General features: G+C 72.3%; 18 protein-coding genes. 11 read left to right on the forward strand and 7 right to left on the reverse strand.

All coding sequences use genetic code 11. The features are described 5' to 3' along the window. Window positions 1–23: 23 nt before the first annotated feature. Both ABZT06_RS05875 and ABZT06_RS05880 read left to right on the forward strand, forming a co-directional pair. Window positions 24–1,403: an AlkA N-terminal domain-containing protein gene (locus ABZT06_RS05875; RefSeq protein ID WP_355735558.1), complete on the forward strand. Its 1,380-nt coding sequence runs from the start codon at window positions 24–26 to the stop codon at window positions 1,401–1,403. 2 nt (window positions 1,404–1,405) lie between these two features. Beyond that, entirely contained in the window at window positions 1,406–1,888 is a 483-nt protein-coding gene (locus tag ABZT06_RS05880; RefSeq protein WP_355735380.1) for a methylated-DNA--[protein]-cysteine S-methyltransferase, read from the forward strand. Here ABZT06_RS05880 and ABZT06_RS05885 read toward each other — a convergent pair. Together ABZT06_RS05885 and ABZT06_RS05890 are read right to left on the reverse strand one after the other, a co-directional pair. Further along, a complete protein-coding gene (locus tag ABZT06_RS05885) occupies window positions 1,885–2,256 on the reverse strand; it encodes a PPOX class F420-dependent oxidoreductase (protein ID WP_355735382.1) in 372 nt (123 codons plus the stop codon). The two genes, ABZT06_RS05880 and ABZT06_RS05885, sit on opposite strands and share 4 nt — an antisense overlap. Window positions 2,257–2,333: 77 nt before the next feature. Further along, window positions 2,334–2,816, reverse strand: coding sequence for a DUF456 domain-containing protein (locus ABZT06_RS05890; RefSeq protein ID WP_355735385.1), 483 nt, complete (start codon window positions 2,814–2,816; stop codon window positions 2,334–2,336). A gap of 190 nt (window positions 2,817–3,006) precedes the next feature. Here ABZT06_RS05890 and ABZT06_RS05895 point away from each other — a divergent pair, with 190 nt between their 5' ends. The 3 genes from ABZT06_RS05895 to ABZT06_RS05905 are packed head-to-tail and all read left to right on the forward strand — an operon-like array spanning window position 3,007 to window position 7,177. Then, a complete protein-coding gene (locus tag ABZT06_RS05895) occupies window positions 3,007–4,983 on the forward strand; it encodes a protein phosphatase 2C domain-containing protein (RefSeq protein ID WP_355735387.1) in 1,977 nt (658 codons plus the stop codon). Window positions 4,984–5,037: 54 nt separating this feature from the next. Then, on the forward strand, window positions 5,038–6,780 hold the full coding sequence (locus ABZT06_RS05900; protein WP_355735390.1) for a pyruvate dehydrogenase: 1,743 nt from the start codon (window positions 5,038–5,040) through the stop codon (window positions 6,778–6,780). A 28-nt stretch (window positions 6,781–6,808) separates the two neighbouring features. Further along, window positions 6,809–7,177, forward strand: a complete 369-nt coding sequence (locus ABZT06_RS05905; RefSeq protein WP_355735393.1) for a VOC family protein — start codon at window positions 6,809–6,811, stop codon at window positions 7,175–7,177. Here ABZT06_RS05905 and ABZT06_RS05910 read toward each other — a convergent pair. Next, complete coding sequence (locus tag ABZT06_RS05910) at window positions 7,174–8,535, reverse strand: helix-turn-helix transcriptional regulator (protein ID WP_355735396.1); 1,362 nt, start codon at window positions 8,533–8,535, stop codon at window positions 7,174–7,176. The genes ABZT06_RS05905 and ABZT06_RS05910 overlap by 4 nt on opposite strands. A gap of 211 nt (window positions 8,536–8,746) precedes the next feature. Between ABZT06_RS05910 and ABZT06_RS05915 the strand changes: the two genes are divergently transcribed. From ABZT06_RS05915 to ABZT06_RS05925, 3 genes are all read left to right on the forward strand, one after another. Beyond that, a complete protein-coding gene (locus ABZT06_RS05915) occupies window positions 8,747–9,358 on the forward strand; it encodes a hypothetical protein (RefSeq protein ID WP_355735399.1) in 612 nt (203 codons plus the stop codon). Between the two features lie 101 nt (window positions 9,359–9,459). After that, on the forward strand, window positions 9,460–9,939 hold the full coding sequence (locus ABZT06_RS05920) for a hypothetical protein (RefSeq protein WP_355735402.1): 480 nt from the start codon (window positions 9,460–9,462) through the stop codon (window positions 9,937–9,939). Window positions 9,940–10,746: 807 nt separating this feature from the next. Then, a complete protein-coding gene (locus tag ABZT06_RS05925) occupies window positions 10,747–11,169 on the forward strand; it encodes an ATP-binding protein (protein WP_355735404.1) in 423 nt (140 codons plus the stop codon). 86 nt (window positions 11,170–11,255) lie between these two features. Here ABZT06_RS05925 and ABZT06_RS05930 read toward each other — a convergent pair whose 3' ends face one another. Together ABZT06_RS05930 and ABZT06_RS05935 are read right to left on the reverse strand one after the other, a co-directional pair. After that, entirely contained in the window at window positions 11,256–12,296 is a 1,041-nt protein-coding gene (locus ABZT06_RS05930) for a DUF2637 domain-containing protein (protein WP_355735407.1), read from the reverse strand. Between the two features lie 314 nt (window positions 12,297–12,610). Further along, window positions 12,611–13,468 carry a (2Fe-2S)-binding protein gene (locus tag ABZT06_RS05935; protein WP_355735409.1) on the reverse strand — a complete coding sequence of 286 codons (858 nt, stop codon included), beginning with the start codon at window positions 13,466–13,468 and terminating at the stop codon, window positions 12,611–12,613. 155 nt (window positions 13,469–13,623) lie between these two features. On the opposite strand from ABZT06_RS05935, the gene ABZT06_RS05940 reads away from it, so the two are divergent. After that, window positions 13,624–14,430 carry a GntR family transcriptional regulator gene (locus ABZT06_RS05940; RefSeq protein ID WP_355735412.1) on the forward strand — a complete coding sequence of 269 codons (807 nt, stop codon included), beginning with the start codon at window positions 13,624–13,626 and terminating at the stop codon, window positions 14,428–14,430. A gap of 219 nt (window positions 14,431–14,649) precedes the next feature. On the opposite strand, the gene ABZT06_RS05945 is transcribed toward ABZT06_RS05940, so the two are convergent. Next, window positions 14,650–15,423 (reverse strand): hypothetical protein, encoded by a 774-nt coding sequence (locus ABZT06_RS05945; RefSeq protein WP_355735415.1) that lies wholly within the window; start codon window positions 15,421–15,423, stop codon window positions 14,650–14,652. Window positions 15,424–15,550: 127 nt separating this feature from the next. Then, complete coding sequence (locus ABZT06_RS05950) at window positions 15,551–17,224, reverse strand: PucR family transcriptional regulator ligand-binding domain-containing protein (RefSeq protein ID WP_355735417.1); 1,674 nt, start codon at window positions 17,222–17,224, stop codon at window positions 15,551–15,553. A gap of 344 nt (window positions 17,225–17,568) precedes the next feature. Here ABZT06_RS05950 and ABZT06_RS05955 point away from each other — a divergent pair, with 344 nt between their 5' ends. Both ABZT06_RS05955 and ABZT06_RS05960 read left to right on the forward strand, forming a co-directional pair. Next, a complete protein-coding gene (locus ABZT06_RS05955) occupies window positions 17,569–18,459 on the forward strand; it encodes an FAD binding domain-containing protein (RefSeq protein ID WP_355735420.1) in 891 nt (296 codons plus the stop codon). Beyond that, window positions 18,459–18,995 (forward strand): (2Fe-2S)-binding protein, encoded by a 537-nt coding sequence (locus ABZT06_RS05960; protein ID WP_355735423.1) that lies wholly within the window; start codon window positions 18,459–18,461, stop codon window positions 18,993–18,995. The genes ABZT06_RS05955 and ABZT06_RS05960 overlap by 1 nt, the downstream gene beginning before the upstream one ends. Window position 18,996: the final 1 nt, after the last annotated feature.

Genomic DNA, 18,996 nt, shown 5'->3' on the forward strand with positions numbered 1-18,996 from the left:
CACAGCGGAGACTGGAGGGCGTGATGGACGAGGACACCAGGTACGAAGCGGTCCGCAGCCGGGACGCCCGGTTCGACGGGGAGTTCTTCTTCGCCGTCGAGACGACCGGGATCTACTGCCGCCCCAGCTGTCCCGCGGTGACCCCGAAACGCCACAACGTCCGCTACTACGCGACGGCCGCCGCCGCGCAGGGCTCCGGGTTCCGGGCCTGCCGGCGGTGCCGTCCGGACGCGGTGCCCGGCTCCGCGGACTGGAACGTCCGGGCCGACGTCGTGGGCCGGGCGATGCGCCTGATCGGCGACGGTGTCGTCGACCGGGAAGGCGTCGCCGGGCTCGCCGGTCGCCTCGGCTACAGCGCCCGCCAGGTCCAGCGCCAGCTCACCGCCGAGCTCGGCGCCGGCCCCGTCGCCCTGGCCCGCGCCCAGCGCGCCCACACCGCGCGCGTCCTGCTCCAGACCACCGGCCTGCCGGTCACGGAGATCGCCTTCGCGTCGGGCTTCGCCAGCGTGCGGCAGTTCAACGACACGGTCCGTGAGATCTACGCCGCCACCCCCAGCGCCCTGCGGGCCGCCGCCCGGACCACCCGTCGCACGGCCACCCCCACGGCCGGCATTCCGCTACGACTGGCCCACCGCGGCCCCTACCGGTCCGGCGCCGTCTTCGACCTGCTGGAGAGCGAGGCCGTGCCCGGCGTCGAGGAGGTGAGCGGGGCACCCGGGCGGCGCACCTACCGCCGTACCCTCCGGCTCCCGCACGGCACCGGCATCGTCGCCGTCCACGAACGCACCGGCACGACCAGGACCACCTCCGGCGCACACCCCGGCGGCTGGCTCGACGCCCACCTGCACCTCACCGACCCCCGCGACCTGACCACCGCCGTCGGACGGCTGCGGCGGCTCTTCGACCTCGACGCCGATCCCTACGCCGTCGACGAGCGGCTCGGCGCCGACACCCGGCTCGCCGCCCTGGTCGCCGCCCGCCCCGGACTCCGGTCGCCCGGCGCCACCGACCCCGAGGAGTCCGCCGTACGGGCACTGGTGGGCCGTACGGAAGCCGAACGGCTCGTCCAGCGGTACGGCAAGACGCTGGACGCGCCCTGCGGCAGCCTCACCCATCTCTTCCCCGGGCCCGCGGCCCTCTCCGAGGCGTCCGGCCCGCTGGGCACGCTCGCCACCGCCCTCGCCGACGGCGCCGTACGACTCGATCCGGGCGCCGACCGCGACGAGGCGCAGCACGCACTCCTCGCGCTGCCCGGCCTGGACGCCCGTACCGTCGCCGTCATCCGCACCCGCGCCCTGGGCGACCCCGACGTCGCCCCACCGGGCCTCGTCACCCCCGACACCTGGCGCCCCTGGCGCTCGTACGCCTGGCAACACCTGCGCGCAGCAGGAGAGTTGGAGTAATCATGGCCACCCGCTGGACCTACCTCGACAGCCCCGTCGGCACCCTGCTCCTGACCGCCGACGCAACCGGCGCGCTGACCTCGCTGTCCGTCCCCGGGCAGAAGAAGGGCCGTACCGTCCAGGAGAGCTGGGTCCACGACCCCGCCCCCTTCCGGGACGCCGAGGAGCAGCTCGCCGCCTACTTCGCCGGTGAACTCAATGAGTTCCAACTGGAGTTGCGCCCCGAGGGCACCGAGTTCCGGACCCGCGTCTGGGACGCCCTCGACGACGTTCCGTACGGCGCGACGGTGACGTACGGCGAGATCGCCGCCCGTGTCGGGGCCGCCCGGGTCGCGGTCCGGGCCGTGGGCGGCGCGATCGGCGCGAACCCCCTGCTGATCCTCCGCCCGTGCCACCGGGTGATCGGCGCGAACGGCCTGCTCACCGGGTACGCGGGCGGCCTGGAGCGCAAGACGGCCCTGCTCACCCTCGAAGGGGCCCTCTAGGACTCCTCGAGCCCCCAGCTGTGGATCCGCCGCGGATGGATGCGGATCAGCTCCTCGCTGAAGTGCGGGCCCAACTCGTGCGGGCCGGTGAGGAGTTCCGCCTCCCCGCGGATGTCGATGCCACGCACCGTCCACGGCTTCAGGCTGACGATGTCGTCGACGACCAGCGCGACCTTCGGGTTCTTCTGGAGGTTGCGCCACTTCTTGGTGCGGCCCATCGCATAGCCGCCGATCAGGATGGTGCCGTCTTCCTGCGGGAAGAAGCCGACCGGGTTCGCCTGCGGCTGCCCGTGCGGGTCGACGGTGGCGAGCCGCCCCAGCCGCTGGGACCTCAGGTACGCGCGCTCGGCCTCGCTGAATTCGGTCATGGCAGCCACCCAAACACGCGCGAGCGGCCCGCACATCGGAATCTCGCCCCAGACCTGTGCGGGACCTTGGTCCTACGTCATCCCCACAGCACCGCCCCCAGCCACGCGCCCATGATCAGCAGACAGGTGAACAGTTCCGCCAGCACGCTGGAGCCGCCCGAGCGCATCGCCGTGCGCAGGGCGGCCCGCGCCTCCCCGTGGCGGCCGAGGCGGAGGCGCTCCGAGACGTAGATGCCGCCCATGAACCCGGGGATCGCGCCGAGCACGGGGATCAGGAAGAACCCGAGGAACGCGCCCACCCCCGCGTACACCCCCATGCGTGGGGTGGCACCGCTCGCCCGCAGCCGGCGCGGCGGCAGCGACCAGCGCACGACCTGGGAGAGGAACAGGGCGACCGTGGCCCCCACGAGCACACCCCACGCGACCGGCTGCGGGTCCTTCAGCGCCCACCACAGGACCGCGGCCCACACGAGCCACGACCCCGGCACGCCGGGCACCAGCACCCCGACCAGGCCGAACAGCATGACCAGGCCGATCAGCAGGAGGTCCCACACTCCCATGCCTCCAGGGTGCCCCCGGGCGGCCGGCGACGCAGGTCAGTCGTCCTGGGGCCGCCGGCGTGGCCGGCCTGCACGGAGGTGGCGGCACGAGTTCGACCGTTCACTCGACACGCCGTTCGACGCGCGTGGTGGCACTTGATTTTCCGGATGCCCCGTTTTCATACGGCCCGCACGGTGGACAATTGGGGGCATGAGCCAGCAGGGGGGAAGGCCCACCGGTCACGAGGACGACTGGTGGAGGCAGCTGTACGACTCCGCCGACGACACGGGGCCCACCCGGGCCCCGGACACCCTGGACGACCGCTTCGCCTCGGCGGCGGGGGCGGTGGACGAGCAGAGTCATCGGCCCGGTACCGGGGTCCCCGCGCCGCGTACAGGTGTCTCCGATGCGACGGCTCCCGCAACAGGTGGACGCCGGGCTTCGTGGGAACCGCCCCCTGACGCACCCTCGTCCTTCCCACCCGGCCCGAAGCCACCCGGCTTCGTCGAGCGCGCCCCCGAGGACCGGCCACCCCGGCCACCCGGTGGGCCTGCGTCCGCGGAGACGCCTCCGGCCCCGGCCGTTCCGGCCTCACGTAGGCCGACCGAGCCCCCGAGGCCCCCGACCACAGCACCCCCACACCCCGCCACCCCACCTCGCCCCGCGGCCCCACCCCCGCCACCGCGGGATGCCGAACGGGCGGTCGCGCCCGGCGCCGGTGATCCGGGAGGGCCGGTGGCGTGGGACGGCGCCGATGCGAGTCCGGCGCGGGGCGACGCCGGCCGGCCCGTCCCACCCGGCCGTGACGACTCCCGCGGGCCGGGCACGGCCGGTGCCGGTTCCGGCGAGGCCGGCTCCGGGGAAGGCCCCGTCTCCGCTGCCACAGCCTCCGTTGGCCGCGCCGAGGACGTGCCGCCTCCCGGCCGCCCCGAGAGTCCTCGGGGGCCGTCGGAGCGAGGTGGACCCGGTACCCAGCCCGGCGGCGCTGACTGGTGGGCTGCTCCAGGCGACCCGGACCCCGCCCCCGGCCCCGCCCAGCAGACCCCCGCAGTCGCACCGCCACCCCGCACCGGCCCCGGCTCCACCCAGCCCAACCCCACACCCGAGCCCCCCGGACACGGCCCGGCCGACGACCCCCGCCACGGCGGCCCCGCGGAAGCCCCCACCCCGCCCCGGCCCGTCTCCGCCCCGCAGGCACCCCGTACCGCCACCCGCGTGGACCTCCCCGCCGTCGGTCACGTCGGCTCCGGTCCGCCCACCTACGACGCCGAACCCACCGCCCTCCCACCCGCCGACCCCGACGAACTCGACGACCTGGTGGCGGACACCGTGCTGGACGGGGCCAGGTACGGGGCCTGCACGCTGCGGGCGGTGTCGGTGCGCGGGGACTCGGCCAGGTTCCGGGGCGAGCCCCGGCGGGACTCCCTGCTCACCGCCCGGTTCGGCACCGGCGACCAGGCGTTGATCCTCGTCGCCATGGCCACCGGCGCCCGCGCCACGCCCGGTGCCCACCGCGCCGCCGCCGAGGCATGCCACTGGATCGGGCGGGCCGTGGGGCGCAGTCATGCCCGGCTCGCGCAGGACATCAGCGCCGCCCGCCGAGGTGACCTCAAGTCCGGGCTGCACCGTCTCACCGACCGCAGTCTCGGCAAGCTCCGCGCCAGCGCCGTGGAACAGGGCATCGACCCGGAGGAGTACGCCGCCACCCTGCGCTGTCTGCTCCTGCCCGCCGACCCGGACTGCCGTGTCCGGGTGTTCTTCGGCGTCGGCGCGGGCGGCCTCTTCCGCCTCCGCGACGGCGAGTGGCACGACATCGAACCCCGGATCACCGACGTCACCGGCGAACCGGTCGTCGGCTTCGGCTCGCTGCCCTCCGAGACCCCCGACGGCGACCGCCTCACCATGGACCTCGGCATCCCCACACCCCCGAGCCCCTACGAACCCGCCCCTGGGCCGCCCCGCGAGGCCTTCCGCTTCCGCGCCTCCGTCGCCCGCCCGGGTGACACCCTCCTGATGTGCACCAGCGGCCTCGCCGACCCCCTGCGCGGCGAGCCCGAACTGTGCGACCACCTCACGGGGAGGTGGTCAGGACCCCCGCCGGGTCTCGCCGCGTTCCTCGCCGACTCCCAAGTCAGGGTCAAGGGATATGCCGACGACCGTACAGCCGCCGCTGTTTGGGAGGCGTGATCGCGGCCATTGTGGATTGATGGACCCAAGGAGACCGAAGGGGTGCATGGATCCATGGCCAAGCAGAACGTCGCCGAACAGTTCGTGGACATCCTCGTCAAGGCCGGGGTGAAACGCCTCTACGGCGTCGTCGGCGACAGCCTCAACCCGGTCGTGGACGCGGTCCGCCGCAACGCCGCCATCGACTGGGTGCACGTCCGGCACGAGGAGACCGCCGCCTTCGCCGCGGGCGCCGAGGCACAGATCACCGGGAAACTGGCCGCGTGTGCCGGCTCCTGCGGGCCCGGCAACCTGCACCTCATCAACGGCCTCTACGACGCCCACCGCTCCATGGCGCCGGTCCTCGCGCTCGCCTCGCACATCCCCTCCAGCGAGATCGGCCTCGGCTTCTTCCAGGAGACCCACCCCGACCGCCTCTTCCAGGAGTGCAGCCACTACAGCGAGCTGATCTCCAGCCCGAAGCAGATGCCGAGGCTGCTGCAGACCGCCATCCAGAACGCCGTCGGCCGCTCCGGCGTCAGCGTCGTCTCGCTCCCCGGCGACATCGCCGACCAGCCCGCCCCCGAGAAGTCCGCCGAGACCGCCCTCGTCACCTCCCGGCCCAGCGTCCGCCCCGGTGACGCCGAGATCGACAAGCTCGTCGAGATGATCGACGCCGCCGACAGGATCACCCTGTTCTGCGGCAGCGGCACGGCGGGCGCGCACGCCGAGGTCATGGAGTTCGCGGAGAAGGTCAAGTCACCGGTGGGGCACGCCCTCAGGGGCAAGGAGTGGATCCAGTACGACAACCCCTTCGACGTCGGCATGAGCGGTCTGCTCGGCTACGGCGCCGCCTACGAGGCCACCCACGAGTGCGACCTGCTGATCCTGCTCGGCACCGACTTCCCGTACAACGCCTTCCTCCCCGACGACGTCCAGATCGCCCAAGTGGACGTGCGCCCCGAGCACTTGGGCCGCCGCTCCAAGCTCGACCTCGCCGTCTGGGGCGATGTGAAGGAGACCCTGCGGTGTCTGACGCCCCGGGTGCAGGAGAAGACCAACCGGCGCTTCCTCGACAAGATGCTCAAGAAGCACGCCGACGCGCTCGAAGGGGTCGTCAAGGCGTACACCCGCAAGGTCGAGAAGCACGTCCCGATCCACCCCGAGTACGTGGCCTCCGTACTGGACGAACTCGCCGACGACGATGCCGTGTTCACCGTCGACACCGGCATGTGCAACGTGTGGGCCGCCCGGTACATCTCGCCCAACGGCCGTCGCCGCGTGATCGGTTCGTTCTCGCACGGGTCGATGGCGAACGCGCTGCCGATGGCGATCGGGGCGCAGTTCACCGACCGGAAGCGACAGGTCGTGTCGATGTCCGGGGACGGCGGATTCTCCATGCTGATGGGCGACTTCCTGACCCTGGTGCAGTACGACCTACCCGTGAAGGTCGTCCTCTTCAACAACTCCTCGCTCGGCATGGTCGAGTTGGAGATGCTGGTCGCCGGGCTGCCCTCCTACGGCACCACCAACAAGAACCCCGACTTCGCGGCCGTGGCCCGTGCCTGCGGTGCCCACGGGGTGCGGGTCGAGAACCCCAAGGACCTCACCGGGGCCCTGAAGTCGGCGTTCAAGCACAAGGGGCCCGCCCTCGTCGACATCGTCACCGACCCCAACGCCCTCTCCATCCCGCCGAAGATCAGCGCCGAGATGGTCACCGGGTTCGCCCTGTCCGCCTCGAAGATCGTCCTCGACGGCGGCGTCGGCCGCATGCTCCAGATGGCCCGCTCCAACCTCCGCAACGTGCCCAGGCCCTGACAAGCCCCGTGAATGCGAGACTGGCCGTATGCCGGACATCGCCTTCACGCACGTCGCGCCCGTCGTGCCGGTCCGGAACCTCGCCGCGGCCCTGGAGCGATACCGCCGGCTGGGTTTCGCCGCGCGTGCCTACGACGGTCCGCAGCGGTACGGCTTCGTCGCGCGGGGGTCGGTCTCGATCCACCTCACTGAGTGGTCCGAGCACGACCCGCTGCGCACCGGAGCCGTCGTCTACCTCTACGTGAGCGACGCCGACGCCGTCCACGCCGAGTGGGCGGCGTCCGGCGTCGAGGGCCGCTTCGCCGAGCCGGCCGACACGCCTTACGGGCTGCGGGAGTTCACCTACGTGGACGCCGACGGCACGGCCCACCGGGTGGGGTCCCCCGTCGCCTCCTAGCCGTAGTAGTCCACCCAGGCCCGCTCGCCCGCGGCGTTCGTGCCGTACCACAGACGCGTCAGGCCCTTGATGCTGGTCGTGCGGAACGGGCGGCCGTGGTCGTCGATGCGGACCGTGCCCGTGCGGCCCTGCGAGGACCAGTCCAGTTCGAGGTACCAGTTGCAGTCGTACGTCTCCGTCGTCGCGGTGACCAGCAGCACCTCCGGGTCCGAGGCGGAGACCCGGTAGGGGAACTGCACCGCGGGGACGGTCTGTCCGGTGTCGTTGCCGGCGACCGCGTGGGCGACGGGGCGGTCGATGTCCAGGTTCACGTCGAAGCCGCGCGGGGTGATCCCGCCGCCGCAGCCCTGGTCCATGGCGTATGCGGTGCCGGGTGCCGGGGATCCGCGGCCGGTGATGCGGACGCGGAGCGCCTCCAGGACGACGGCCGTGGACGACCGTCCCTGCACGGAGATCTGCACCTTCGTCTGCCGCCCGTGGATCGCGCCCTGCGTCGCCGCCCAGATCCCGGCGTCCTGCACGAGCGGGGGCGGGGGGACCTCGGAGGGCGGCTTGTCGATGACGTAGTCGTGGCCGCAGCTTCCCTCCCAGATCTGGGAGTTCGCGCTCCAGGTCAGGGGAGTGCCGACGGAGGTCCCCTGCTGTCCGGCCCCCGCGCTCTCTGCCTTCGAGGTGCCGCGGCCGTGGGACGCCGAGGCGGAGGGCCGTGTTCCGGTGGCCTCGGCCGAGGGGGAGGCGGACGTGTCGGAGGAACTCGGGGACGGCGATCCGGAACGGCCGGGCAGGCCCGGCGCGGTCGTCCGGGACGAGGGGTCGGGAGCCTGGGCCACCTTGTCCGAGGCGGGACGGCCGGACGGCAGCGCCGACAGGCTGCCCAGGGTGGCGAGAGCGACCACGACGGCGGCCGCGGTGACGAGGAAACGCCGGCGGCGGTACCAGGGGCGGGGTGAGGGAGCGGACGCCGTCACGTGCAGGGTGCCCGACTCACCCCCACTCCCACTGTCGTCCGGCCCCTCGTCCTCGCTCTCCGGCACGACGAGAGCCTCCGACGGCTCCGTCGGCTCCGACGACTTCGCCGGTTCCACAGTCCGCGGCCGCTGTCTCGCCGCCACCGCCGCGAGCCACAGCCGGTGCAGCTCCATCCGCTCCTCGGCCGACCCCCCGCACAGCGCGGCGAACCGCTCCACCGGTGCGAAGTCGACCGGTACGGCGTCGCCCGCGCAGTACCGGTGCAGGGTCGAGGTGTTCATGGCCAGCCGCCGGGCCAGCGAGCCGTAGCTGCGGTCCGTGCGTTCCTTCAGCCGCCGCAGCAGGGCCGCGAACTCCTGGACATCGTCCTGTGGTTCCGGTGCCGACAACGATTCCCCCTTGATCCCGCATCCCAGGCACTCCCTATACCTGCACGTCAGACGGCCTGGGATGGTTCCATGCCGACGGATCCCCTGTCCCATGTTGCATCCGCATGGTGTGACCGCTGATGCTCTTGGTGTCACACCGACCGGGCCGGACCGACCATCCGGCGTCGTGGTGGCATCCCACACTCATGCACGTATCTCACGGGGGACTCTCATGCCCAAGCGCAGTCGAGCAGGCGCGCTCACCGTACTCTCTCTCACCGGCCTCGCGCTCGGCGTCACACTTGCCGTGCAGGCCGGGGCCGCGCCGGCCGCGCCCAGGTTCCTCTCCGCCGGCGACCTCCCGCCGCACCCCTCGTCCGCCTGGACGGCGGGCAAGGTGACCGACGGCGTACCGGACGAACTGCTGCTCTGCCTGAAGGACGCGCTGCCGGGCTACGACTCCCGGTACCGCGACTTCCGCACGGACCTGGACACCAGCGCCCGCCAGCTGACGATCGAGGTCGGCACCAAGGCCAAGGCCGCGGCCCTCGCCGCCGACATGAACAAGGAGATCCGCACCTGCGCGGACCGACTCGAACAGGGCGACCCGGACCTCGAGGCGACGTACAAGGACTACGGCAAGGTCGCGGTCGAGGAGGGCGCACGGGTGCACGGCCTGCACACGGAGTACTCGTTCGGGGCCACCGACATCCGCCTGCTGTCCGTCGGCCGGGACGACCGCACCGTCACCGTCGTGGAGTGGTCCCAGATGGGCGACTTCTCCGACGCCCCGGTGAAGGCGTTCAAGAAGACGACCGCCACCGCGGTGAACAAGCTCCACTGAGCAGCGGGGCCGCCCTCTCGCACGGGGGTCGGGCGGGCGGCCCCGCACGGACCGACAGACCGTCACCAGCAGCAGGAACCGAAGGAAAACGGGGAACACAGATGAACACGACCAAGGCGACCCGCCGTACCACCCTGGCCCTCGGCCTCGCCCTGGCCCTCGGCCTCGGTGTCACCGCCCAGGCCTCCGCCGGAGCACCGCGCAGCGTCAGCGGCAAGCCCTCCGACAACATCACGCGCATCGCCGACTTCTACGGCGCCTATATCGACGCGGTGAGCGACGAGGGCAGCGGCGCCCTCCAGGACGCGCTCCGCGCGCACTACCTCACGCCCGCCTTCCAGAAGGAACTGAACGCCTGGGAGGAGAAGGAGCACGCCGACGGCGTCCTGCGCGCCCAGAACGTGCCCCTCGCCTGGAAGGTCACCGACAACGGCACCACCACGCACACGGAGGCCGTCGTCACCCTCACCTGGAGTGCCGGCCAGACCAGCACCCTCGTCGTCGACATGACCCGCGGCAGCCACAAGATCCTCCACATCGGCACCAAGGGACTCGGCACCAAGGGACTCGGGCGCAAGTAGCAGCGGATTCAGGCCAGTTTCCCAACTGCCCCAGCTCTTCGCCGGGTACGGCGAGGACGGCAGCACGGACTCGGCAGATCGGCGCACGCCGGGCGGTCCCGGTGTCCCGGAGCCACATGGGCCAGGAGCCCTACGGCACCGCGGGACCGGAGGCCGCCGAGGGAAGGGACGCGCCGGCTCACCCCCGCTCACCGGGCCCCGATCGTCGGGCGCCGGTGGCGGGGGTGCACGACGTTCCAGGGACGCGCGGTCGGTCGTACGGCAGGCCCTTCACCTGGAGGCCGGGCCGGGTACGTGTGCAGCGGGGAAGCGGCGCCCGCCTGGCAGCCCCGGTCCGCCGACTCCTCCCGCTTCTCGGAACCACCCCGCCCATCAGGTACTTTCCCGGCCCTTCCCGTCCGCGAAGGGCTTGGCGCCGGCCGCGACGTCCGGGGGACCGGCACCGGCTCGCAGGGCGCATGCCGGCCGGAGGGGGCCAGCGGCACCGGCACCGCGTGGCGGACGGCCCGTGCGGACCGCCGTAGGACGCCGTTCCGCGTCGCAACCGCTCCGGCGCGCACGGCGGTTCGAGGCGCGCGGCCCGGTATGCGTCCGCCCTTCGGCGTGACCGTGGTCGCCACCGCAAACGTGGCCGAACACCCGGTCGTTGACGATTCGACATGACTGCCGCGCGAACTACAGGGGCATGGATCCCCGTGAACGTGTTCGAGCAGGAGGGAAACCGACATCGGCACGCAGGCGGGGGTCATGAAGAGGCAGGCACGAGGAGGCGGTCCCACGGCAGGCGGGGCCTTCTCGGCACAGACAGTGGAGGGAAAGGCAGACGGCGCCCGGGAGCAGGCGCGGCCGCCTCAGTTCCGGCGCAGACTGGAGCGGGCGGACCTGGGCGCCGTACCGGAGACACGCAAGGCCCTGCGCGAGCTGTTACGGCACTGGGGGAGGCCCGGACGATCCGAGATAGCCGAACTGCTCACCAGTGAACTCGTCACCAACGCACTCGTGCACACCGACCACGACGCGGTCGTCACGGCCACGGTCGGACCGCGAGCCCTGAGGGTGGAGGTGCGGGACTTCGTCGCCCGCATACCCCGGGTGCGCGTACCGGACCCCGAGCTCGGTACGAGCGGTAGGGGCCTGGCCCTGGTGCAGTCCCTCGCGGACGCCTGGGGCGTACGGGCACACGGCGTGGGCAAGGCCGTCTGGTTCGAACTCGACGCCGGAGCAGCGTGAACCACGGGAAGGGGGCGTGACCGCGTCGGTCACGCCCCCTTCCCATGGTGCTCCGGCCGTTCGGCCGCGCCCTTCAGGCCTCGGCCTCAGCCGAACTGCTGCTCAAGGTCCTTGAGTTTGCGCTCCAGCGAGTCGAGACGCGGCAGGGCCATTGTGTCGTCCTCCGCGGTGAGATCGACGGAGTGCGACTCGGAGCCGCCGCGAACCGGCTGGAGAGAGGGACGCTGGCGTACGGGCAGCGGATCCGGGCTGGATATCGCAGGCTCCGCGGAAGCTCGCTCCAGGGCGGCGGCGGCCTGCGGCTGCTCCAACTGGCGCCCGCCGCCCCGGCCGACGAAACCGCGGTGACCGCGGCTGATCGCCTTGAGCTGTGCCCGCTCCACGCGCTCCTTGTCGCGGCGGCGGAGACGGGCCGCCTCCTTCTGGCGTTGGTCCTCGCGGACCTCGTCGACCGCCTCGTCGAGGCTGCGCACGTTCTCCAGCAGCATCAGCGACCAGGCCTTGTACGTCTCACGCGGCGCCCTCAGCCAGCGGACGATACGGATCTGGGGCAGCGGACGCGGCACCAGACCCTGCTCGCGCAGCGCGGCCCGGCGGGTCTGCTTCAGCGCGCGGTCGAACAGTACGGCCGCCGAGAGGGACATGCCGGAGAAGAACTGGGGCGCGCCGTCGTGGCCGAAACCCCTGGGCGCGTGCACCCAGTTGAACCAGGCCGCTGCGCCCGCGAACGTCCACACCAGTATCCGGGAGCCGAGCGCCGCGTCACCGTGGCTGGCCTCGCGCACCGCGAGGACGGAGCAGAACATGGCCGCACCGTCCAGGCCGAACGGAACCAGGTACTCCCAGCCGTTGGAGAGGCCGAGGTTCTCCTGGCCGAAGCCCACCAGACCGTGGAAGGAGAGAGCCGCGGCGACCGCCGCACAGCAGAACAGAAGGACATAGGAGGCGGTGCCGTATATGGCTTCCTTGCGCCTGCGGCGCTCCTCGCTGCGCTCCCACGAGTCGTCTTTCGCGTGCTCCCCGCCGGACCGCTTGCTCCGCGCGAGCACCGCCACCGCCGCCAGCAGGCCCAGGAGCAGTACGGCGCCCGGAAGCAACCAGTTAAGCGATATGTCGGTCAGTCTCATCTGGGGTCCCTTGCATTGGGATAGGGCGTAACGCCCGCCATAGTGGCCCAATCCCAACGACCCTCAGGCGTTTTCGGGGCAAGAGGCCGCCAAGGAAGTGCAAGGGGTTGCCCAGGGCGGCGTTCTGCTCGAACTGCCGCGTGAGGGGCGGGAGTTGAGTTCGAATAAGACTACCCGTACGGGTGGTTCCACGGAAAGTTCCTGCGCCGAGTGAGGAAGATGTGAATTACCTGTAACCGAACGGGCGTCCCAGTCGGCGTTGATCTTACGGGACGCGGGAGCGGGCTCTGCGGTGGGGGTCCCCTGAAGGGGCCTCAACTCGCCGCGGCCGCCGTGAGCTTGGCGATCCGGTCCGTGTCACAGGTGCGCGGACAGGTCACGCAGGTGTCGTCCGGATCCAGTGTGTAGTACATGCAGCAGCTCACCCGGTCCCGGGTGGACAGGGGTCCGCCGTCCGGGCCGGCGAGCACCCGGAAGGCCGCGGAGCCGGCGTACGGCTTCGTCGTCCCGGGCAGCAGGAGGTCCAGGGCGTGCTCCGCCCGGCGCTTCTCGTGCTCGCCGAAGAGCTCGGCGACGTACCAGATCCCCTCCACGATCTCGTCGGTCACCATGCCCCACAGGGCCCTGCCGCGGCGGCGCATGCGCGGGCCGAAGGCGGCGAGGAGCGGCTCCATGTGCTCGGCGATCGCGTCCCTCAACTCGGCGCGCAGGGACTCCTCGTCGGGGACCGTGTACGCGCCGGGGAGCGCTGCCGCCGGGTCGTCCGGGAGGCAGGCGAAGGCGCCCGGGTGGACCGCGAGGGCCATCGGGCCCCGGGTGCGGTCGTAGGAGACGTGTGTCACCGGGTAGCGGGGGACCCTGCGGTGCAGGAACCACGGTGCCGTGAAGAGGAGGCAGGCGGGCCAGGCGTAGCGGTGCAGGCCGAAGCCGGCGATCACGTCCGGGCGGCCGTTCTTGGCGTTGTCCCTGAGGACCTGCTCGTCGTCCCAGGCGAGGAAGGCGTCCAGGGCGGCCGCGTTCTCGGCGAGGGCCGCGGCGGTGACCCAGCCGTCGGTGGCCGGGAGCGGGGTGCCCTCGGGCAGTTCCGTGACCGTCAGGACGGGGAGAACCTCGGTCATGCGCGCGTAGGCGGCTGTGACGGCCGAGCGAGGGGCGGGCAGCGGTGTGGGCATGCGGGACCACCGAATCGCAGACGTCTGGAGGTAAGCCTTACCTTACCAATGCTTCGGGATTTGAACTGGAGCGTTCTGCGCCTAAGGTGCTTGACGGGTGAGTAACAACCTGCCGTTAATGACCCCAAGTACTGACACGTCCGGAGGAGGGGCCCGTGAAGCAGGGTGCGCAGGGCTCCGCCGGGACGGGGAGCGCGGCGCGGGACGGGGACCGGGCCGTGGCGGAGGCCCGGGTGCCGCCGCAGACACGGGCGTCCGGTGTGGCCCGTTCCCCGGTCGAGACGGGTTCCGGGGTCCGGGGTGAGCACACGCACAGTGAGGTGCCGATTCCCCGGCCTGTCGTGCAGCGGTCCTCGGTGCGGGGGCAGATCCTCGACGCTCTGCGTACGGCGCTGGTCGCGGGGGAGTTGCGGCCCGGTGAGGTGTACTCGGCGCCGGCGCTGGGGGAACGGTTCGGGGTGTCGGCGACGCCCGTGCGGGAGGCCATGCAGCAGCTCGCGCTCGAGGGGGCCGTCGAGGTCGTTCCCAACCGGGGGTTCCGGGTGGTCGAACGGGGGGCTCGTGAGCTGGCGGAGCTGGCCGAGGTGCGGGCGCTGATCGAGGTGCCGGTGGTGTTGCGGCTGGCGCGGAGTGTGCCGGTGGAGCGCTGGGCGGAGTTGCGGCCGGTGGCGGAGGCGACGGTGCGGGCCGCGTCGTCGGGGTGCCCGGCGACGTATGCGGAGGCCGATCGGACGTTTCACCGCGCGGTGCTGCTGCTGTCGGGGAACGAGCAACTGGTGCAGATCTCGGAGGACCTGCACCGGCGTTCGCAGTGGCCGCTGGTGGGCGCGTCGGCTTCGCGGGGGCGGGCGGACCTGATCGCGGACGCGGCGGAGCACACGGCGCTGCTGGACGCGTTGATCGCGCGGGATCTGGATGGGGTGCGGCGGTTGGTGGGCGGGCATTTCGCCGGTGGGGCCTGAGGGGGTGCATCAGGCTGGGGCTTGGTGGTGGCTCTCGCGCAGTTCCCCGCGCCCCTGAATGCCTGCGGCGGCCTGTTGCGGTTCGGGGCATCGCGGCGCAGGGCGACCGCAACCCCCTTGGGGCGCGGGGAACTGCGCGACCAGCCCCAACCGGCCCGCAGTCGCCCGACAACCCCACCCGGCACTCCCCTGGGCGCCCCGCTCAAGCCCGGCGCAGCCTCACGCCGTAGCCGCTGGCGGAGTCAACTGCCGGGCCAGCCAGGTGGGTACGCCGCCCAGCAACCGGTACAACCGCCGCGCCTCCTCGCGCAGTCGGGATGCCTCCGGCTCCACCTCCGCGTCCGCCAGTGAGGCGAGCGCCGGTGCCGTGCCGACCAGGTACCCCAACTCCTCCCGGATCCGCAGTGATTCGGCGAAGCCGTGCCGCGCCTCGGCCAACTCCCCCTCCCGCAGGGCAAGTCCGGCGAGGTGGCGCCAGGTGAAGGACAGGAGCAGGGGGTCGGACTGGGCCGTGGCACCCGCGTGGGCGCGGCGGTAGGCCGCTCGGGCCGACTGGGGTGAGTGGGCCAGGTTCTCCGCGAGCAGACCCCGGCGGAAGTCCAGCAGGGCCCTGCCCTCCGCCCCCGGAGGGATCAGCGCCGCCGCACGGCCCAGCGCCGCCCGCGCCTCGTCCGCACGGTCCCGGACCCCGTGGAGCGTCGAGGCGTACGCAAGTTGCCCTCGTTCACAAGCGGCCGCCCCCCGTTCGTCGTCGCTGTGGGCCAGCGCCTCGGCGGTGCGCAGCGCGTCCTCCGCCTCCGGCCAGCCCTGCTCCGTGTACAGGCAGCGTTCCACCAGCAGTGCCGCTCTCTGCAGGGCCGCCTCTGCGGTGACCGGCTGGAGCAGGGCGGCCGCGTCGGCCCAGCAGGCCCGTGAGCGCAGCCGCCATACCGCGGTCTGGAGTGGATCGTCACCGGCGGTCGTTCCGTTACCAGACATGGCGGTATACGCCACGTTGCCCTCCCCGAGCGCGCCGTCGAGCTTTGAGTGGTGGCGGCATCTCAACACGAAACGACGGGCCCGGCCAAGGGGGTGGGTGAAGGAATTCACAAAGTCGTGGGAGTCCGGAGGCTCCGAGGTTTCAGCTCATCCGCAGTGCCAGGAAGAAATCCAGCTTGTCCTCGAGGCGCGAGAGGTCACGGCTCGTCAACTGCTCGATCCGCCCGACGCGGTAGCGCAGCGTGTTGACGTGCAGGTGGAGGCGGGCCGCGCAGCGGGTCCAGGAGCCGTCGCAGTCGAGGAACGCCTCCAGGGTCGGGATCAACTCGGCCCGGTGACGGCGGTCGTAGTCCCGGAGCGGGTCGAGGAGGCGGGCCGTGAAGGCCCGGCGGACGTCGTCCGGGACGAAGGGCAGCAGCAGGACGTGCGAGGCCAGCTCCTGGTGACCTGCCGCGCAGACTCTGCCGGCGCGGGCCGCCGCCACCCTGCGGGCGTGCCGGGCCTCCTCCAGGGCGCCTCGCAGGCCCTCCGCGGAGTGGACCGACGCGCTGACACCCAGGGTGACCCTGCCGTCGTCGTCCAGCCCTGCCGACAGCGGGTCCCGGACGGATTCGAGCAGCGCGTCCGCCAGGATGCCCGACTCCGAGCCGTCGTGTTCGGTCGAGACCGCGGGCAGGGGGACCAGCGCGATCGCCTCGTCGCCGGTGTGGGCCACCGCTATGCGGTCGGAGGGTTCGGGGCCCGTGGCCGACGGGTCCACCAGGATCTCCTCCAGCAGGGACTGCGCCATCGGGCCGCCCTCCAGTTCCCCGTCCTGCCATTCGACCCTCGCCACCACGACCTGCCAGTGCGGGGCCGCTCCCAGTCCGGGGAGGAGGACCGGGGCGGCGACCCGCAGACGGGCGGCGATCTCGGCCGGTGCCGCTCCGGTCTGGACCAGCTCCAGGACCTCCTGGGCCAGGCGGCGGCGGACCGTGCGGGCCGCGTCCCTGCGATCCCGCTCGACCGCGATCAGCTGGGTGACGCCCTGGAGGAGGTCCAGGCGCTCCTCCGGCCAGTCGCCGGCGTCCGCCTCCACCGCCAGCAGCCAGTCGGACAGGACCGTCTCGCGTACGTCCCTCGATGCTTGCGCGGAGCGGCCTGAGCCGCGGACCGGGAAGAGGGAGTACGACGCCGAGCCGAGCGTGACCCGGTGCGGGCCTCGGCGGCCCGTGCGGGCCGCTGCCAGGTGGTGCGCCGCGAGCTTCGCGCAGGTGTCCGCGGGCAGGCCGGGGCCCGCCACCTTCGGGCCCGCGATCAGGCGGCCGGTGGGGGACAGGACCCAGGCGCGCAGGTCCAGGTCGGAGCCCAGGAGGTCCAGGACCACGTCCGGGCCGCCGCCCGCCGGGCCCGAGGTCATCATGCGGCGGTGCCGGTCCACCACGGCCGCCAGGTCGCCCGCGCGCTCGCCCGAGACCTGCCGTACGACATGTTCGGTGATCGTCGCGAAGGCCACCGACTCGTGTACCGCGAACAGCGGGAGGCGGTGCCGGGCGCAGGCGACGACCAGGTCCTCCGGGACATCGCCCAGCTCCGCCTCACCCGCCGCCAGCGCCGCCACCTGGGCCTGCACCAGGAGTCGTACGAAAGGCTCCGAGTCGGCGGCGTCCCGGCGCCAGGCGAGGCCCGTCAGGACCAGTTCCCCGCCCGAGAGGTAGCGGCTGGGGTCGCGCAGGTCCGTGGTCATCACACCGCGTACGGTGCGGTCCAGTTCGTCCTCGCCGCCGAGCAACCGCAGGCCCAGCGCGTCGGTGTCCAGCAGTGCGCGCAGCCGCATTCTCGTCGCCGCCGTTCTTTGTCTCGAAATCTACGATGGGGAAGGGGTCCGGTGGAGTGGGGAGCGGCCGCTGCCGCCTCCGGGGCTGTGTCCCAGGTCACGTGGGCTGTGTCGAACGTTTCCTCGGGAAAACAGAGAGGTTACTGAGCACCTCCGTTCATACGAATCTACAAGATGAGGGCCCCGACCAGCCAACTCCTTCATGGTTTCCGTGACTGACCCCGTTGGAGTACGCCGCTGTGTACTGACTCCACTCCGCGTGAACAGCACATGAATGAGCCGGGCCCGCCGCACACGATCTGGCTCGATCCGTACGACCCCCAAGACGAAGAAGAGAGCCGGTCATGGACTTCCTTCGCCCCGCCAGCTGGGAGGAGGCGCTCGCCGCCAAGGCCGAGCACCCCACCGCTGTGCCCATCGCGGGCGGCACCGACGTGATGGTCGAGATCAACTTCGACCATCGGCGGCCCGAGTACCTGCTCGACCTGAACCGCGTCACCGACCTCACCGAGTGGGAGGTCGGCGAGGACACCGTGCGGCTCGGCGCCTCCGTGCCGTACACGCAGATCATGGAGAACCTGCGCGGCGAGCTCCCGGGCCTGGCCCTCGCCTCGCACACCGTGGCCTCCCCGCAGATCCGCAACCGCGGCGGCGTCGGCGGCAACCTCGGCACCGCCTCCCCGGCCGGTGACGCCCACCCCGCACTCCTCGCGGCCGGCGCCGAGGTCGAGGTCGAGTCGGTGCGCGGATCGCGTCTCATCCCGATCGACGCGTTCTACACCGGCGTGAAGCGCAACGCGCTGGCTCCCGACGAGCTCATCCGCGCCGTGCACATCAAGAAGGCCGACGGGCCCCAGCAGTACTCCAAGGTCGGCACCCGCAACGCCATGGTCATCGCCGTGTGCGCCTTCGGACTCGCGCTGCACCCCGCGACGCGGACCGTGCGGACCGGGATCGGGTCCGCCGCTCCCACCCCCGTCCGGGCCAAGGCCGCCGAGGAGTTCCTGAACGCCGCGCTGGAAGAAGGCGGCTTCTGGGACAACGGCAGGATCATCACCCCGTCGGTCGCCAAGCAGTTCGCGGACCTGTGCGCCGCCTCCTGCAACCCGATCGACGACGTCCGGGGCACCGCGAGCTATCGCCGCCACGCGGTCGGCATCATGGCCCGCCGCACGCTGACCTGGACCTGGGAGTCGTACCGCGGCACCGCCGCCACCACGGAGGGAGCTGCGTAATGCGCGTCAACTTCACTGTCAACGGCCGTCCGCAGGAAGCCGACGACGTGTGGGAGGGCGAGTCCCTGCTGTACGTGCTGCGGGAGCGGCTCGGACTGCCCGGTTCCAAGAACGCCTGCGAGCAGGGTGAGTGCGGTTCCTGCACGGTCCGCCTCGACGGCGTCCCGGTGTGTTCGTGTCTGGTCGCCGCCGGGCAGGTCGAGGGGCGCGAGGTCGTCACCGTCGAGGGGCTCGCGGACTACGCCAAGCAGCGCTCCTGCGGGCAGCACGCCCCCGAGGGGCAGGACTCCCAGACCGGCGAGGGCACCGAACTCTCCCCGATCCAGCAGGCGTTCATCGACGCCGGTGCCGTCCAGTGCGGCTTCTGCACGCCGGGGCTGCTGGTCGCCGCCGACGAGATGCTGGAGCACAACCCCAACCCCAGCGACGCGGACATCCGTGAGGCGCTGTCGGGCAACCTGTGCCGCTGCACCGGCTACGAGAAGATCATGGACGCGGTCCGCCTCGCGGCCGCCCGGCAGGGAGAGGCGGTCTGAG

Origin of the sequence: Streptomyces sp. NPDC005483 (assembly GCF_040606035.1) — a bacterium.
Lineage (GTDB): Bacteria > Actinomycetota > Actinomycetes > Streptomycetales > Streptomycetaceae > Streptomyces.

Coding starts and splice junctions, on each gene's coding strand:
- ABZT06_RS05915 (WP_355735399.1), top strand. CDS start 8,747: ATGCCCAAGCGCAGTCGAGCAGGCGCGCTCACCGTACTCTCTCTCACC.
- ABZT06_RS05885 (WP_355735382.1), bottom strand. CDS start 2,256: ATGACCGAATTCAGCGAGGCCGAGCGCGCGTACCTGAGGTCCCAGCGG.
- ABZT06_RS05935 (WP_355735409.1), bottom strand. CDS start 13,468: ATGCCCACACCGCTGCCCGCCCCTCGCTCGGCCGTCACAGCCGCCTAC.
- ABZT06_RS05930 (WP_355735407.1), bottom strand. CDS start 12,296: ATGAGACTGACCGACATATCGCTTAACTGGTTGCTTCCGGGCGCCGTA.
- ABZT06_RS05905 (WP_355735393.1), top strand. CDS start 6,809: ATGCCGGACATCGCCTTCACGCACGTCGCGCCCGTCGTGCCGGTCCGG.
- ABZT06_RS05900 (WP_355735390.1), top strand. CDS start 5,038: ATGGCCAAGCAGAACGTCGCCGAACAGTTCGTGGACATCCTCGTCAAG.
- ABZT06_RS05875 (WP_355735558.1), top strand. CDS start 24: ATGGACGAGGACACCAGGTACGAAGCGGTCCGCAGCCGGGACGCCCGG.
- ABZT06_RS05880 (WP_355735380.1), top strand. CDS start 1,406: ATGGCCACCCGCTGGACCTACCTCGACAGCCCCGTCGGCACCCTGCTC.
- ABZT06_RS05955 (WP_355735420.1), top strand. CDS start 17,569: ATGGACTTCCTTCGCCCCGCCAGCTGGGAGGAGGCGCTCGCCGCCAAG.
- ABZT06_RS05950 (WP_355735417.1), bottom strand. CDS start 17,224: ATGCGGCTGCGCGCACTGCTGGACACCGACGCGCTGGGCCTGCGGTTG.
- ABZT06_RS05960 (WP_355735423.1), top strand. CDS start 18,459: ATGCGCGTCAACTTCACTGTCAACGGCCGTCCGCAGGAAGCCGACGAC.
- ABZT06_RS05895 (WP_355735387.1), top strand. CDS start 3,007: ATGAGCCAGCAGGGGGGAAGGCCCACCGGTCACGAGGACGACTGGTGG.
- ABZT06_RS05890 (WP_355735385.1), bottom strand. CDS start 2,816: ATGGGAGTGTGGGACCTCCTGCTGATCGGCCTGGTCATGCTGTTCGGC.
- ABZT06_RS05920 (WP_355735402.1), top strand. CDS start 9,460: ATGAACACGACCAAGGCGACCCGCCGTACCACCCTGGCCCTCGGCCTC.